Source organism: Nocardia wallacei (assembly GCF_029868745.1).
Lineage (GTDB): Bacteria > Actinomycetota > Actinomycetes > Mycobacteriales > Mycobacteriaceae > Nocardia > Nocardia wallacei_B.
In genome coordinates this window covers 1-15,481 of record NZ_JARWOP010000071.1, presented here as the reverse complement: position 1 = coordinate 15,481, position 15,481 = coordinate 1, and the positions used below count along the sequence as shown (strand labels likewise).

17 protein-coding genes are annotated in these 15,481 nt (G+C 66.7%); 13 read left to right on the top strand and 4 right to left on the bottom strand.

What is annotated here, in order from left to right:
• Window positions 1-6: 6 nt before the first annotated feature.
• The 4 genes from QH470_RS04480 to fadD11 are packed head-to-tail and all read left to right on the top strand — an operon-like array spanning window position 7 to window position 5,624.
• Window positions 7-1,500, top strand: coding sequence for an aldehyde dehydrogenase family protein (locus QH470_RS04480; protein ID WP_280270972.1), 1,494 nt, complete (start codon window positions 7-9; stop codon window positions 1,498-1,500).
• A complete protein-coding gene (locus QH470_RS04475; RefSeq protein ID WP_280270971.1) occupies window positions 1,497-2,954 on the top strand; it encodes a flavin-containing monooxygenase in 1,458 nt (485 codons plus the stop codon). The genes QH470_RS04480 and QH470_RS04475 overlap by 4 nt, the downstream gene beginning before the upstream one ends.
• Window positions 2,951-3,871 carry a short-chain dehydrogenase/reductase gene (locus QH470_RS04470; RefSeq protein WP_280270970.1) on the top strand — a complete coding sequence of 307 codons (921 nt, stop codon included), beginning with the start codon at window positions 2,951-2,953 and terminating at the stop codon, window positions 3,869-3,871. The genes QH470_RS04475 and QH470_RS04470 overlap by 4 nt, the downstream gene beginning before the upstream one ends.
• A 7-nt stretch (window positions 3,872-3,878) precedes the next feature.
• Window positions 3,879-5,624, top strand: a complete 1,746-nt coding sequence (fadD11, locus tag QH470_RS04465; protein WP_280270969.1) for a fatty acid--CoA ligase FadD11 — start codon at window positions 3,879-3,881, stop codon at window positions 5,622-5,624.
• A gap of 10 nt (window positions 5,625-5,634) precedes the next feature.
• Here fadD11 and QH470_RS04460 read toward each other — a convergent pair whose 3' ends face one another.
• Entirely contained in the window at window positions 5,635-5,841 is a 207-nt protein-coding gene (locus QH470_RS04460) for a hypothetical protein (protein WP_280270968.1), read from the bottom strand.
• A gap of 422 nt (window positions 5,842-6,263) precedes the next feature.
• Here QH470_RS04460 and QH470_RS04455 point away from each other — a divergent pair, with 422 nt between their 5' ends.
• From QH470_RS04455 to QH470_RS04430, 6 genes are all read left to right on the top strand, one after another.
• On the top strand, window positions 6,264-7,106 hold the full coding sequence (locus QH470_RS04455; protein ID WP_280270967.1) for a DUF5919 domain-containing protein: 843 nt from the start codon (window positions 6,264-6,266) through the stop codon (window positions 7,104-7,106).
• Window positions 7,103-7,897 (top strand): inositol monophosphatase family protein, encoded by a 795-nt coding sequence (locus QH470_RS04450; protein ID WP_280270966.1) that lies wholly within the window; start codon window positions 7,103-7,105, stop codon window positions 7,895-7,897. Before QH470_RS04455 ends, QH470_RS04450 begins: the two co-directional genes overlap by 4 nt.
• Window positions 7,898-8,009: 112 nt before the next feature.
• The gene (locus tag QH470_RS04445) at window positions 8,010-8,432 is read left to right on the top strand and encodes an excalibur calcium-binding domain-containing protein (RefSeq protein ID WP_280270965.1); all 423 of its coding nucleotides are present in this window, start codon (window positions 8,010-8,012) and stop codon (window positions 8,430-8,432) included.
• Between the two features lie 109 nt (window positions 8,433-8,541).
• Window positions 8,542-9,741 (top strand): Fic family protein, encoded by a 1,200-nt coding sequence (locus QH470_RS04440; protein ID WP_280270964.1) that lies wholly within the window; start codon window positions 8,542-8,544, stop codon window positions 9,739-9,741.
• A 367-nt stretch (window positions 9,742-10,108) separates the two neighbouring features.
• Complete coding sequence (locus QH470_RS04435; protein ID WP_280270963.1) at window positions 10,109-10,621, top strand: DUF4352 domain-containing protein; 513 nt, start codon at window positions 10,109-10,111, stop codon at window positions 10,619-10,621.
• Between the two features lie 381 nt (window positions 10,622-11,002).
• Window positions 11,003-11,329, top strand: coding sequence for a DUF732 domain-containing protein (locus QH470_RS04430; RefSeq protein ID WP_280270962.1), 327 nt, complete (start codon window positions 11,003-11,005; stop codon window positions 11,327-11,329).
• 16 nt (window positions 11,330-11,345) lie between these two features.
• Here QH470_RS04430 and QH470_RS04425 read toward each other — a convergent pair whose 3' ends face one another.
• Window positions 11,346-11,852 carry a DUF5995 family protein gene (locus QH470_RS04425; RefSeq protein WP_280271007.1) on the bottom strand — a complete coding sequence of 169 codons (507 nt, stop codon included), beginning with the start codon at window positions 11,850-11,852 and terminating at the stop codon, window positions 11,346-11,348.
• Between the two features lie 118 nt (window positions 11,853-11,970).
• Here QH470_RS04425 and QH470_RS04420 point away from each other — a divergent pair, with 118 nt between their 5' ends.
• The 3 genes from QH470_RS04420 to QH470_RS04410 are packed head-to-tail and all read left to right on the top strand — an operon-like array spanning window position 11,971 to window position 13,578.
• Window positions 11,971-12,888, top strand: a complete 918-nt coding sequence (locus QH470_RS04420) for a helix-turn-helix domain-containing protein (protein WP_280270961.1) — start codon at window positions 11,971-11,973, stop codon at window positions 12,886-12,888.
• Window positions 12,889-12,890: 2 nt separating this feature from the next.
• On the top strand, window positions 12,891-13,418 hold the full coding sequence (locus QH470_RS04415) for a dihydrofolate reductase family protein (protein ID WP_280270960.1): 528 nt from the start codon (window positions 12,891-12,893) through the stop codon (window positions 13,416-13,418).
• A 34-nt stretch (window positions 13,419-13,452) separates the two neighbouring features.
• Window positions 13,453-13,578 (top strand): hypothetical protein, encoded by a 126-nt coding sequence (locus tag QH470_RS04410; protein WP_280270959.1) that lies wholly within the window; start codon window positions 13,453-13,455, stop codon window positions 13,576-13,578.
• A gap of 6 nt (window positions 13,579-13,584) precedes the next feature.
• On the opposite strand, the gene QH470_RS04405 is transcribed toward QH470_RS04410, so the two are convergent.
• Window positions 13,585-14,406 (bottom strand): YceI family protein, encoded by an 822-nt coding sequence (locus QH470_RS04405; protein WP_280270958.1) that lies wholly within the window; start codon window positions 14,404-14,406, stop codon window positions 13,585-13,587.
• Window positions 14,403-15,481, bottom strand: a 1,079-nt coding sequence (locus QH470_RS04400; protein WP_280270957.1) for an MSCRAMM family protein, incomplete at its 5' end; no start/stop codon positions are given. The genes QH470_RS04400 and QH470_RS04405, both read right to left, overlap by 4 nt.

Below are 15,481 nucleotides of genomic sequence, written 5' to 3'. Positions count from 1 at the left end.
GCGCCGATGACGGCATCGACGAAGCTCAGCGCCGCAACGACATTCGAGGTGCACAACCCCGCCGACGGCGAACTCACCGGGGTCTATCCCGTCCACACCCGCGCCGAGGTCGACGCGGCCGTCGCCGCGGCGCATCCGGCCGGGACCTGGTGGGCCGCTCCCGGTTTCGCCGAGCGCGCCCGGCTCCTGGACGCGTGGCGCGGCGAGATCGCCCGGGACCGTGCGGGACTCGCCGAGCTGATCCATGTGGAGATGGGCAAGCCGGTGCCGGACGCCAAGCTCGAGATCGCGATGGCCCTGGAGCATCTGCGATGGGCGGCCCGCCATGCCGAACGCGTGCTGGGGCGCAGGTCGGTGCGTCCGAGTCTGCTCACCGCCAACCACGCCGCGAGCGTCGAGTACCGGCCGTACGGCGTGGTGGGGGTGATCGGGCCCTGGAACTACCCGGTGTTCACTCCGCTGGGCTCGCTGTCGTTCGCGCTGGCCGCCGGGAACGCCGTGGTGTTCAAGCCGAGCGAGTACACGCCCGGCGTGGGCCTCCGGCTGGCGCAGGCGTTCGCCCGGGTCGTGCCCGAGCAGCCCGTGTTCCAGGTCGTCACCGGGCTCGGTGAAACCGGAAACGCCTTGTGCCGCAGTGCGGTCGGAAAGATCGGCTTCACCGGGTCGACGGCCACCGGCAAGCGGGTGATGGCCGCCTGCGCCGAGAACCTGACCCCGCTGCTGATGGAATGCGGCGGCAAGGACGCGCTGATCGTCGACGCCGACGCCGATCTGGAGGCGGCCGCCGACGCCGCCGTCTGGGGCGGGCTGTCCAATGCCGGGCAGACCTGTCTGGCCGTCGAGCGCGTCTATGTGCACACGTCGGTGTACGAACGCTTCGTCACCGAACTGGTCGCGCGGGCCCGAGCCATCGAGGCGGGTACGCCCGGGTCGAAGATCGGTCCCATCACCATGCCCAAGCAGGTGGACATCATCCGCCGCCACATCGAGGACGCGCTCGCCCGCGGCGCACGCCTCCTGCTGGGCGGAACCGCGGGCATCCGTGGGCAATTCGTGCAGCCGACCATCCTCGCCGACGTGCCGGAGGACGCCGCCGCGATCACCGAGGAGACCTTCGGCCCCACGCTGACCGTCACCCGCGTCCGCGATATGGACGAGGCGGTCGAGCTGGTGAACGCCGGATCGTACGGGCTGGGCAGCACCGTGTTCGCCCGGCGCGACGGTGAGCGAATCGCCGCGCGCCTCCGCGCCGGCGGGACATCGATCAACGCGTTCGTCGCGCACGCCACGATTCCCACACTGCCGCTGGGCGGTGTCGGAGGATCCGGGTTCGGCAGGGTGCACGGGCCGGACGGTCTGAAGGAATTCGCGTACGCCAAATCCACTACACGGCAACGCTTTCCGTCGCCGCTGCCGCTGACCACGTTCCGTCGTACCGAACGGATCGACGCCGTGGTCGACACGCTGGTGGCGGTCCTGCACGGAAGGGCCCGCCGATGAGTACCGAGCACACCCACATCGCCGTCGTCGGCGCCGGATTCGGCGGCCTCGGGCTCGCGGTCAAGCTCCGAGAAGCCGGTTTCACCGACTTCGTAGTTTTGGAGCGGGCCGCCGACCTCGGCGGAACCTGGCAGGCGAACACCTACCCCGGCTGTGCGTGCGACGTGCCCTCACAGCTGTACAGCTACTCCTTCGCCCCGAACCCGGACTGGTCCCGCACCTACGGCAAGCAGCGGGAGATCCTCGACTACCTCCGCGGGGTCGCCACCGAGCACGATGTGTTGCGGCACATCCGATTCGAGACCGAGGTGCTCGAGGCGCGCTGGGACGACGAGCACTCGGTGTGGCGCATCGAGACACCGCACGGGCGAATGACCGCGGACTTCCTGATCTCGGCCGCCGGAATCTTCGCGGAGGCCAAGTATCCCGAGCTGCCCGGTGTGGATTCGTTCAAGGGCAAGGCTTTCCACTCGTTGCACTGGGATCACGAACACGACCTCACCGGAGAACGGGTGGCGGTGATCGGAACAGGCGCCTCCGCCGTGCAATTCGTGCCCGAGATCCAGCCGAAGGTCGGCAAGCTGCTGGTTTTCCAGCGCTCGGCGCCGTGGATCGTGCCTCGGATGGACCGGGCGACAGGGGGATTGGAGCGGTCGCTGCTGCGGCGTATCCCGCTGGCGCAGCGGGCCGTTCGCGGTGGCTGGTACGCGGCGATCGAGTCCTTCGGACTGATCTCCCTGGTGGACAAGCGTTTCCGGCACCCTTACGAGGCGCTGGGCCGCTTGCAGCTGCGGCGGCAGGTGCGCGACTCGGCGTTGCGCCGGAAACTGACCCCGGACTATGTGATCGGCTGCAAGCGGGCCATCTTCTCCGACGCCTACTTCCCCGCGCTGGACCAGCCCAATGTGGAGGTGATCACCGCGGGCATCGCCGAGGTGCGGCCGCAGTCGATCGTGCTGCGCGACGGGACCGAACATCCTGTGGACACCCTCATCTTCGGCACCGGATTCACGCCCATTCCCACGGTGTACGAGCGTTATGTCGGGCGCGACGGGCTGTCGGTGGCGGAGCTGTATCACAAGCAGCCGCAAAGCTATCTGGGCGTGGCGATCTCGGGCTTCCCGAACTTCTTCATGACACTCGGGCCGTTCGGCGCGGCCGGGAACCAGTCGGCGATCTATATGATCGAATCGCAGATCGCCTACATCGTCGACGCCTTGCGGACGGTGCGCCGCACGGGTGCGCGCCGGGTGGAGGTGCGCCCGAACGTGCAAGAGAAGTTCCTCGACGAGATGGCCCGGCGCAGTTCGAACAGCGTCTGGCTCACCGGCGGCTGCAAGAGCTACTACACCACGCCCGACGGGCTGAACGCCGGACTGTATCCCAACTGGAGCTTCGAATATCGCAGTCGTACAGCGAAATTCGACACACGATCCTACGAGGTGGCGCAATGACGGGTCGCTCGGCACTCGATCCCCGCTCCGTTCTCGCGGGGGCACGCGGACAGCTGGCGCGTGCGCTCGGAGATCGCCCGGACTATTCCGTGGCGGGCAAGGTCGTCGCGATCACCGGCGCGGGCCAGGGTATCGGCCGTGAACTCGCGGTATTGCTGTATCGCCGCGGTGCGTCGGTCGCGATCATCGACATCGACAAGGACGGTGCGGCGGCGGTGGCCGATCGGCTGGGCGTCCGTGCGGCCGCCTTCGCCGCCGATGTCGCCGACCGCGACGGGATGCGTGACGTGATCGGCAGGGTCGCAGAGGATTTCGGCCGTTTGGATGTCGTCGTCGCCAATGCGGGGGTGGTGCCCCGGCCCGCGACCCTGCGCACCATGGACGGCCGCGATTTCGACCGTGTTCTCGACATCAATCTCACCGGGGTGTTCAACACCGTGCGTCCGGCGCTGGATCATGTGATCGCCACGCACGGGCACGTCGTGGTGGTGTCGTCGTGCGCCGCGTTCGCGCCCGGCATGGCCGGGTCGCCCTACATGATCAGCAAGGCCGCGGTCGAGCAGCTGGGCCGGGCGCTGCGCGTGGAACTCGCCGCCGTCGGGGCGAGTGCGGGTATCGCGTATTTCGGCGTCGTCGACACCGAGATGACGCACGACACCCTCGACCGTGACGACCTCGGCCAGGCCCTCGCGGAGATGCTTCCCTGGCCGCTGAACGTCCGTATCACGGCCGGTCAGGCCGCCGAGGTGATCGCCGACGGCATCGAACGCCGGGCTCCCCGCACCATCGCGCCCGCCGGCTGGGAGCTGTACGCGCTGTTGCGGGGCGCGATCAACGTAGTGCTGGACAATCGGCTGGCGAACGATCCGCGGATCCACGAGCTGGTGCGCAAGGTCGAGCAACGGGTGCGTGGGTGATATCTGTATGACTGCCCGCTTCGAAACCCTCTGTGCCGCTTTCCAGCACAATGCCGCGCGGGAGCCCGATGCGGTGGCGCTGCGCTCGCCGGGCGATGCCGCCACGCTCACCTGGCGCGAGTACGCGGATCAGGTGCGCGCGGTCGCCGCCGGACTGTCGGCGCTCGGGGTGCGCCGTGGTGACACCGTCGCGTTGATGATGGCCAATCGCATCGAGTTCTATCCGCTCGAGGTCGGCGCCCAACATCTCGGCGCCACTTCGTTTTCCGTCTACAACACGCTGCCCGCGGAGCAGATCGCGCACGTGCTCACGAATTCCGGTGCGCGCGTGGTGATGTGCGAGCCGCAGTACGTCGATCGGGTGCGGGCGAGCGGCGTGCCGTTGGATCGCATCGTGTGCGTGGACGACGCTCCGGCCGGAACGATGTCCGTCACCGAGCTGATGTCCTCCGGCGCACCGGATTTCGACTTCGAAAGCAACTGGCGCGCGGTTCGGCCCGACGACGTGGCGACCCTGATCTACACCTCGGGCACCACCGGGGCGCCGAAGGGGGTCGAAACCACCCATGCCAACCTGCTGTTCGAGTGTTATGCCGTCGAGGAGGTGCTCGGCATCCGGTTCGGCGACACCATCACGTCCTACATGCCCTCCGCCCACATCGCCGACCGGCTCACCGCGCTGTACTTCCAGCTGGTCTTCGGCACCCAGATCACCTGCGTCGACGACCCCAGCCGGATCGGCCCCGCACTCGCCGATCTGCGGCCCACGATCTGGGGCGCCGTGCCGCGCGTGTGGGAAAAGCTGCGCGCCGCAATCGGTTTCGCGGTGGCGGCCGAGCCGGAGGCGACTCGCACCGCCATCGAGTGGGCACTCGGGGTCGGGAGCCGCTACGCCGAGCACAAGATCTCCGGTTCCCCCGTCCCCGCCGATCTTCAGGACGAATGGGCTCGCGCCGACGAACTGGTGCTCTCGGGTCTGCGCGCCAAGCTGGGCCTGGACCGGGTCCGCTGGGCCCTCTCCGGCGCCGCGCCCATCCCCCGCGACACCCTCGCCTTCTTCGCCGGTCTCGGCATCCCCATCACCGAGATCTGGGGCATGTCCGAGCTCACCTGCATCTGCAGCATCAGCCACCCCGCGCAGGCCCGGCTGGGGACGGTCGGAACGCTGCTCCCCGGCATGACGGCCCGGCTCGCCGACGACGGCGAACTCCTCGTCCGCGGCCCCTTGGTCATGAAGGGTTACCGCGGCGAGCCGGAAAAGACCGCCGAGGCAATCGATTCCGACGGCTGGTTGCACACCGGCGACATCATCACCATCGATGACAACGGTTATTTCACCGTCTTCGACCGTAAGAAAGAACTCATCATCAACGCGGCAGGCAAGAACATGTCGCCCACACACATCGAGAACACCATCAAGGCCCACTGCCCCTCGATCGGCGCCATCGCGACCATCGGCGACGCCCGTCCCTACAACACCGCCCTCATAGTCCTCGACACCGAACCCGCCCAGGCCACCGGCCCCGAACTCCTCGACCGAATCGCCCGAGGCATCGCCGCAGGAAACGCAGCCCTATCCCGCGTAGAACAAATCAAGCGCTTCCGAATCCTCCCCGAATCCTGGGAACCAGGCGGCGACGAACTAACCCTCACCATGAAACTCAAGCGCCGGGTGATCGGGGAAAAGTACGCCAAGGAGATCGAGGATTTGTACGCCCCCGAACGAGGACCAGACGTGCACGAGCCGGACTGAGTAGTGAAGCTCAGTCTTCTGCATCCGCGTTGAGCAGCAGGTAAGCCGCCTCCAAATGTACAACGCAATCATCCAGCCGATGGTGCTGATGAATGCTTCGGAGTTCCTCGGCACGCTCCCTGGTCAAACCCATCAAGTAGACACAGCACATGAACTCGGCAAGTTTCCCCTCCGCATGGACGAAGGTCTTGTGGCTCAACGGATCTGATGAATTCACAGCACACCTTCCTTGCGGCACAGAGGTTCCCCGGCAGGTATGAGCATTGGATGCCTCTAGTCCCACAGGCCGGAACATGGAAGCGGGGGCAAGTCTGCACTCACGTCGTCGTCAACAATGACCAGCAGCCTGGGATCTGCCTGGGCGAGTTCGAATGCCACACTCCGCGCCTGCTCGGAGCCGGCTTGGTAGTCCAGCCTCAAAGGGCCTGATTCGATCTGAATTCGTCGTTTAGGTTCGCCTGCCAACTTGCCCGCCTCCGTCCTATGCCAACTGGTTGATCAGAAGTTTGCGGACGAATACGGTCTGCTCGCGTCGCCGTCGAGGGATCATCTTGACCCTTCGACGCGAAGGTCGTCTCTTCTGTGGCTCTTCTTCGTTATGATGCGTCGCACCGGGGACAGCGAGAGGCGGCATCGCGGATGGGCACCGTACTGAAAGCCTTACTCCAACAACGACACCTCCAGACTGTGGCGGCCTTCAACGAGGCGTACGACCGAGCCGCTCGAGACACCGAGCCCGAGTTGGTCGGTGCGGGTCCCGGGAAGGCGCAGTTCTACCGCTGGCTCTCCGGGAACCTGACGAACTTGCCGTACCCGCACCACTGCCGTGTTCTGGAAGCGATGTTCCCTGGATGGACCGTGACGGAGCTGTTCGCCGAATGCGCCGACCCTGCCGCGCTCCCACATCCAGTGACGCTCTCGGCGGCGCAGTTCTCCACCCCACTGGCGGGGATCGAAGCTGTGTACACCAGCCGAGCGGGATTCCTGCAAGCTATGCCTCCCAGTGCCTTGTTCGAGGAGGCCCGCCGGATCGATATGGTCGGTCTTTCGTTGAATCTGCTCTGCCAACACCTTTGCGACACAGACCTGTCGCGATTGTTGAGGTCCGGAAGCGTTCTGCGCTGTCTATTCCTGGATCCCGACGGGAACCACATCCAAGAGCGTGAGCGCGAGGAAGGCCATACCAGCACCGTCCTCTCCAACTTGACCACGCTGAACATGCAAAGTCTGTCCCGGGTTCAGCGGCGAGCCGAAGCCTTCGCCGGTGCGATACAGATCCGCACATACGACGAAATACCCCGCTTCAACATCACGATCATCGACGGTGTCCGTTGCGTCGTACAGCCCTACCTCCCCTCCGCCAGAGGCGTCGAATCACCGACCTTCGTGGCCCGCAAGTCTGTCGAGCCGGGCATCTTCGATACGTTTGCCGAGATATTCGAGGCCATATGGTCGAGCGCGCAGGAGGTTACTCCGGGATGACGGACTATCGGGACGAGATGGCGATCGCCCGTGCCGCGGTTGCCGAGGGTGCTGAACTGCTTGCCAGCGCCGAACGAGGGGCCGTTCAGCTTAAAGGTGATCGCGACTTCGTTACTGATCTCGATCGACGTATCGAGGAGCACATCCGGGGGTTTCTCGATCGGGAGACGTCTGGGGTCGGCTTTCTCGGGGAGGAGAGCGACGACGGTTCGGTCGACCCGGGTACAGGCCGGGTGTGGGCGCTGGACCCCATCGATGGGACGTCGAATTACGTCCACGGTCTACCGCTGTGCGCGGTGTCGCTGGGGTTGATCCAGGACGGTGTTCCGACGGTCGGTGTTGTCTCGGCTCCGTTTCTGGGGATGGAATATTTCGCGGCGGAAGGTGGCGGCGGGTTCTGCAACGGACGGCGAATTCACGCCAGCGACTGCGGAAAGCTGCGTGACGCAATCGTTTCGATAGGCGACTACGCCACCGGTGCTGATGCCGAGCCGAAGAACGTGCGGCGCCTTGGCATTACGACGGCACTGGCCGCCGGTGTCGAGCGCGTACGTATGTTCGGTTCGGCCGCACTCGATCTGGTGTGGGTGGCGGAGGGTCGTACCGACGCGTGTGTCAGCCTCTCCAACAAGCCTTGGGACACTGCGGCAGGCGTGGTCATCGCCCGCGAAAGCGGTGCGGTGGTAGTCGAACTGGGCGGCGGTGCACATAGCTCGAGGTCGGACAGCACGATAGCCGTCGGTCGTCCGCTCGCGGCTCAGCTTCTGGGATTGATCGAGCGGGTCGCGTAGCGGGCCTGGTAGACGCGCCGCCAGTCGGCTTGCTGTTGCGTAACTCGCTGTCGCACTGTAACAACAGCGGCGCCACACAAGCCCCAAAACGTCGCTTCGACAGGAAATTTCGTTGTCCCTATCGCGCACCGCCCTCGCCATCGCCGCTGTCGGGCTCGGCCTCCTCACCGCATGCAGCAACACCGTCACTCCCAACGCACTACCCGCGGAATCCGCAACCTCCAGCACCTCCGCAATCCCCTCGGCCCCGGAACCCACCACACTCGCCCCCGCCGACGGCCCCCTCGACACCAACGCCCCCGCAGCCGAACCACCCCCACAATCCGCCGCCCCACCCGAACCCGCACCAACCACCACCCCACCACCTCCCACCCCCAAAACCACCAAACCGCCCGCCCCGACGTCCACCCCGAAGCCCTATTACAAATCCTGCAAGGAAGCCAAAGCCGCAGGCGCAACCCCACTACACAAGGGTGACCCTGGCTACCGCCCAGGCCTCGACGGTGACAACAACGGCATCGCTTGCGAGAAGTGAAGCCAAATCGAATGCTCCATTAAAGTACAGCAACGACCCCATACTGTACTTCAGTATTACTAAAGTACAGTATGACTCGTCCAGCTTGCACTTACTCCGAGAGGTCACCGTGGACTGGCCACCACACCGCACCGAAGAACGGCCTTGGAGCCCAGGCCGTCGGCAGGGCTCGCGGGAAGATCGCACTCTGGAACGCTTCTCGGTGTCGATTCCACCAGCCATCGCCGACCTTCGGTACGACCCCGTCGGACCGGTGGCGCGGGCCCATGAGGCGGCTGTGATCGCCGTTGCCCGGCTCGAGGCCGGCTTCGGCGACCATCTGGCCCCACTCGCCGACTTCCTGATCCGCAGCGAGTCCGTCGCCTCGTCCAAGATCGAACACATCGACGCGGGATGGCGCGCATTCGGCAAAGCCGTAGCCGGAGGTAACGCGAGCGCCGAGGCCAAGTCTCAGCACGCTGCGGTCAAGGCCCTGATCGCCATGGTCGATACAGCCAGTTCCGGCCCCATCAGCATCCGAGCGCTGCTCGACGCACACAAACTTCTGATGGCCCCCGACTACTATTCCGCCCAGGATTCCGGCCGCTTTCGCGACGTCCAGAACTGGATCGGCGGCAGCGACTACACACCGATCAACGCGATGTTCGTTCCGCCACCCCCCGACCTCGTCCCCGGACTGATGGACGATCTGGTGGTCTTCGCAAACCGCACAGATCTACCGATCCTGGCGCAAGCAGCGATCGCACACGCACAGTTCGAGTCGGTGCACCCCTTCACCGATGGCAACGGGCGCATCGGGCGCGCGCTGATCAGCGCTGTGCTGCGCCGCCGAGGCCTCACCCGCCGCGTCACGGTGCCACTGGCCTCGGCCATGCTTGCCGACACGAGACGGTATTTTTCTCAGCTCGACAGCTACCGAGCCGGAAACGCCGACGGTTTTGTCGAGTATGTCGCCCACGCGACCATTCATGCCAGCGAGGCTGCCCAGGATTCCGCGCGGTCGCTATCCGAACTGCCCGATCGCTGGCGCTCCATCGTTCGCCCTCGCGCGAAGTCCGCGGACGAGACACTGCTCGCGGCGCTACTCGACGCCCCCATCCTCAACGCCGATACAGCACAACGCATTTCGGGTACCAATGAAAGCAGCACCTACCGCGCTCTCGGCAGATTGACCGAGGCCGGCGTCCTCGAGGTCCTGTCCGCGAACAAGCGCAACCGCATCTGGGCCGCCGTCGATGTCCTGGCGGAACTCGATGCGCTCAGTGCGGCGATCGGCAGGCGCACGATCGAGCATTTCGGGCGAAGGTGAGTTCCACCGGTAGCGAGAAGCTAGGAAATATTCGTCACCGGCCAATATTCAGCCATCACTGCCGACGGCTCGACAAATAGGGCATTACGTCACACGAGGTGGGGCTGTTGGTGGCGATGCCCGGGCTGAAGGTCATCAGTGCGGGCAATTGGCAATTTTTCGGTAACTCGCGGCATCAGACTGGCGATCTGCTGGTTGTTCGCATTGCTTGTTCGGGGAGTGGCAGTGCGGGCAGCACCATTCAACGGATCGATATGAAGGAGGGGTGGGTTCGATGTCGAATATGCCGCCTCGGAATGTTCCGCCCGCACAATATGGAACGCCGCCGTATGGCCCGTATCAGGCTCCGCCGCCCAAGAAGCGGCGGGTGTGGCCGTGGGTTCTGGGTGGGTTCGTCGTGCTTGTCGTGCTGCTGTTCGGGGGGTGCGCGGTGTTGTTCACCAGCGCTACTCGCGAGGTCGCCGAGCAAGGGGCCGCGCGGACGAGTGCGCAGCCGGTCGGGTCGGAGGTCAGGGATGGGAAGTTCGGGTTCGTGGTGACCGGTGTCGACCCGGCTGTCGCCACGGTCGGAGACAATGAGTACTTGCGGAAGAATGCCCAGGGCGAGTATGTCCTGGTGCATGTCGACGTCGCGAACACCGGAGACCAACCGCAGACATACTTCGGGGAGAACCAGAAATTGGTCGACGATCACGGGAACCTGTACTCGAACGACACGGTCGCCGAATTGAACGTGAACAAGAACATCGTGACCGAGATAAACCCGGGCAACAGGGTCTCCGTGGTGCTGGTGTTCGATGTTCCCGCGGGAACGGTGCCTGCCGCCGTCGAGTTCCACGATTCCGCGTGGTCCGGTGGGACGCGAGTGTCGGTGGGGTAGCGGGGGCTTAGCGGTACCCAGGGCTGGGAAGGTGCTGGGTGTGGGCTGGGTGGGATAGAGTCCAAAGCCCCCAGTTGCCTGCGACTGGTCGTCAACCCCGCTGCCCAAGGTCACCTTCTCTCCGATCCCGCATCCGCCCGGCTACCGAACGGTGAAGAATGACAGATCTGTGGGGTGTTGCGGAGTGACGGAATACATTGCTGCTGTCAACAACTCGATGATGAGATCGGACCATGAACGGGGGCCGGTGGTGGCTAAGCCGATACCGGATGCTCGGCACCGCTCGGTCGCCGACTCGGCCTAGTAGACGAAGACACCGGAAATACCATGCACAACAGGATTTTTCGCGCCGTTGCGGTAGCTGCTGTCACGAGTGCGCTCATGTCCCTCGGTATCGCATCGGCCCATGCGGACCCGGGCGATCCCACCTCGGCCAGTCGGGGAGTCCGCCCGGATCGCAGTCCGGTCGACAGCCAATTCCTGGACAAGAGCCATCTGAAGGACGCCGACCATGTGCGGCAGGATGCCGCCATCCAGTTGGCGCACGCGGAGTGCGGGTGGCTGGACGCCAACGGCAATTCGGCCGCCAATCAGGTTCGGCTGGCGGAGAACCTCCGGGACTCGGTGGAGTATCCGTATACCTTCCTGGCGGCCACCATCGACACCTACTGCCCGTGGCATCAACTACAACGGCCCCACGGCGGCTGAACCAGCCCACGACGACTCACAACCCGCGCAGCGCCGCCAACACCTCGAAGGCGACGTTCGCGGTGTCGTACAGCGCCCGAATCTCCACCGCCGCGGCCTCGCGGGTGTTCGGATCCTGTAGCGCCAGCCCGTTCCCGAAGACGACGACGTTGTATCCCAGGTCGACAATCCGCAGCAGCGGCCTGGTCGCGACCCCTTGACCCGCCAGCAGATCCAGCCCTTCCCCGACGAAGTAGAGCCGCCACAGCGGTCCGAGATCGCCGCCGTACACGGCCTTCGTCAGGTCGACGATTACGAAACCGGCCGAGGCGATACCGTCCACGATCTTGAAGAAGTCGCCCGCGTTGTCGGGCCGGGTACGCACTGCCGCAACGGAATACGCCAGATCGACGGTGAGATGCGCGTTGTACCCCACCATCGCGAGCCGAGCGGCCGAGATCTCGCACTGCCGAGCGAGGTCGAAGTACGGCGCCCAGTGTGGCTCGACCACGCCGCCGCCGAACTCCGCGTGCACGTTGACCAGGTAGCGGCGTAGCAGCTCCAGGCTGATCGCGCCTAGGGCCTACCGTCGCCCCAAGCTCGGACGACCTGCGCAAGATCGGTCATGCGCGGGCTCAGCTGCACGTACCAGACTGTCAACCGTGACCAACGGACGTGACCGGCTGCGCGAACTCCTCGACGCCGTACTGGACGAGGACAACGCCACGCTGAGCGCTATGGCCCAGCACGCTTTCGCCTCGCCCTACCACTTCGCCCGCCAGTTCTCCCGCGGGACCGGGGAATCGCCGGTCGCATTGCGGCGCCGGGTGTTGCTGGAGCGGGCGGCGTGGCAGCTGAGTACCGGCTCCTCCGTGACCGACGTGGCGTTCGCGGCCGGCTACGACTCGGTGGAGGGTTTCAGCCGGGCCTTCAGCCGCGCGTACGGGCATCCGCCCAGCGCCACCTCCGCCACCGCGCGGCGGCACTGGCTGGCCGCGGCGAACGGCATTCACTTCCATCCGCCGATGTCGCTGTGGGTGGAGCGGGAACCGAAAGGCAGGCACGACATGGACCCGACCTCGCTGCTCGTCCACCACGATCTCGACGACACCCGGACACTGTTGCGGCTGGCCGGCGGCCTCGACGAGGAGCAGTACCGGCGCGACCGGGGCACGCACGCCGTGCTCGACTGGGACGGCCCGGACGATTCGATCGCCACCGCCCTGGACCACCTGATCTGGACGAAGGAGGTCTGGCTGGCCTCCATCGACGGCGACGACACCCCGCGCCGACAGCCCGACGACCTGCCGACCCTGATACGCCGGCTCGACGAGGTGGGTCCGCGCTGGCTCGAGACGATCCGCGGCATCGACCGCCGCGGCGGCTGGGGCGACACCCTCATCGACGCGCTGTGCGAGCCGCCCGAGAGCTTCGTGCTGGGAAGCGTCGTCGCACACGTACTCACCTTCTCCGCGCACCGCAGGCAGCTGGTCCGGCATTGGCTGCGCGGCGAATTATCCGGCAGCACAACAGAAATAGACAGCGGCGACCCCATCATGTGGCTACGAGAGCGAGGCTGACCATGCCCTACACCACCTACTACACAGCGACCACCCTCGACGGTTTCATCGCGACACCCGACCATTCGTTGGACTGGTTGCTGTCACGCACCGTGGAGGGCGACGGACCGATGGGCTACGACGAATTCATCAAGGACATCGGCGCGATCTGTATGGGCGCCAGCACCTATCAATGGGTTCTCGACAGCGGCGAACCCTGGGTCTACGACATGCCCGCATGGGTCTTCACCCACCGCACGTTCCCGCCCCGCACCGACGCCGATGTGCGCTTCACGCAGGACCCGGTGCCCGCCGTGTACAAGGAGATGGCGGAGGCGGCCGGCGCGAAGAACCTGTGGGTGGTCGGCGGCGGCGACCTCGCCGGTCAGTTCGCCGACCACGGACTCCTGGACGAGGTGTGCGTCTCCATCGCACCCGTCACCCTCGGCGCGGGCGCGCCCCTGCTCCCCCGCCACATCGAGCTGAAGCTCACCGAGTTGGCGACAAACGGCGAATTCGCCTGTGCCCGTTACGCGGTCGTGCGGGACTGACCCCCGCGAAATCCACTGTGTCGCAACAATATTTGTGGCCCAGCACAAACCGCTCGCGCACGGCGAACCCGACAAGCCGGGCCAGGGCCACAACTGGGACGCCTGGACGGCCCAGATGCGCAATGCCCTGCCGATGCTGCTGAATTCGGTGAGCGGCTGAGGGCGGCTACATCTCCGGCAGCCGGTCGCCCTGCACCAATTCCATGTCGAGGTCGATCTTCACGGTGGTGCCGACCGCGGCCACGCCCGCCCGCACGACCGCGTTGTAGTCGATGGCGAAATCGTCACGGCGCAACAGGGTTTCGGCGTGGAAGGCGGCGCGCACGCCACCCCACGGATCGGGGCCGTAGCCGCCGTAGGTGAGGGTGAGATCGATCGGGCGGCGCTCGCCGTGCAGTTCCAGCTCGCCCGCCATGATCCAGCTGTCGGCGCCGGTGCGGCGCAGGCCGTTACCGGTGAATCCGATGACCGGATACCGCTCCACGTCGAGAAAGTCGGCCGTGCGCAGGTGGTCGTCGCGCATGCCGACGCCGGTGTCGATGCTGGCCGCCTTGATCTCGGCGTATCCCGTTGTGTGCTCGAAGTTCTCGGCGACGTCCAGCCGCCCGCCGACATCGGCGAAGCGGGCCTTGATGCTCGCGATGCCGAGGTGGCGCGCGGTGGCGACGACCGTCGAATGCACCGGGTCGATGGTCCAGGGCCCGGCGGGCGGCAGCTCGACCGAGCCCGCCTCCGGCTCGAGCCGGATATCCCCGAGTGTCCCGGCACCCGCCTCCGACACGCGGGCGATCTGCGCGATCGGCTTGTGGCCGGGCGCGGTGACCACGGCGGTGTGCATGCCGGCGGGCAGTGCCTCGGTGGTGGCCGCCCCCGTCTCGTCGGCCACCGCCCGAGCCAGCTGCCGGCCGTCGAGGCCGGTGACGGTCAGTACCGCCCCGGCCACGGGCCATCCGTCGGCGTTTCGAATCTGTGCGGTCAATCCACTCATGACAGCTCCACATGCTGGTCGTCGTAGCCGAGGCGCACGTCGTGGTCGACGTCGCCGCCGCTGACGTGCACCCGGCCGGTCACCGGCGGGTAGCCGCGGGCCACGACCGTGTAGTCGCCCTCGGGCAGGTCGGTCACGCAGTAGCGGCCCTCGGCGTCGGTGCGGGCGGAGCCGACCGCGGTTCCGCTCGCGTCGAGCACGGTGACCTGCGCGTCCTGCACCGGCCGTCCCGCGGCCCGGACCGCGCCGGACAGCCGCGCCATCGACGCCAGCTCGACGTCGAAGCGCAACTGGCCGCTGTCGGGGATGGTCAGCGTGGTCGCCGTGGGCCGCATGTGCGGGGCGACCGCGACGAGGGTGTAGGTCCCGGACACCACGCCGTGGCAGACGTATCCGCCGTCGGCGGCGGTGACGGCCGCGCCGACCACATCGCCGCGCAGGTCGGTCACCGTCACCGTGGCGCCGCCGACCGGCTCGCGGCGGCCGGCGGTGCGCACCGTGCCGGTCAGCTCGCCGGAACCCTGCAGCGTCAGATCCAGGTGCTGCGGGCTGCCGTCGACGGTGACGTTGACGGCCGTGGGCTGATGCCCGCTCGCCGACACGATCAGCACGTAGCCGCCGGGTGTGGGCGGCTCGATGGTGTAGGTGCCGCCGCCGTCGCCGGTGGCGCGCGAAACCTGATGTCCGCGTTGGTCGATCAGGGTCAGCGCCGCACCGGACACCGCCCGGCCGTCCTCGCGGCGGACGCGCCCGCTGATCGAGCGCCCACCCACGGAGGCCGTCGCACGAGGCGTCGAGATCGCCGACACCCGGTGCGCCACATGACCGTTGGCGACCGCGTGGCGGCCACCGGTGGCGGCGAGCACCGGTTCGGGTTCGAAGATCACGGGCGCGGGGTCCTCCCGGACCCGGTCCACGGTCCGTTCGGGCTCGGCCCGGTTCGCCGCCGCGACGGGCTCGACCCCGACCGGCACGGCGGCGGCCGCCGCGCGCGGGTCCGGTGTGGGGTTGTGGGGTTGGGGGTTGGGCTGGGGCGTCGGGTTCGATTCCGCCAAGCTCGACCAGGTGGAGGCCG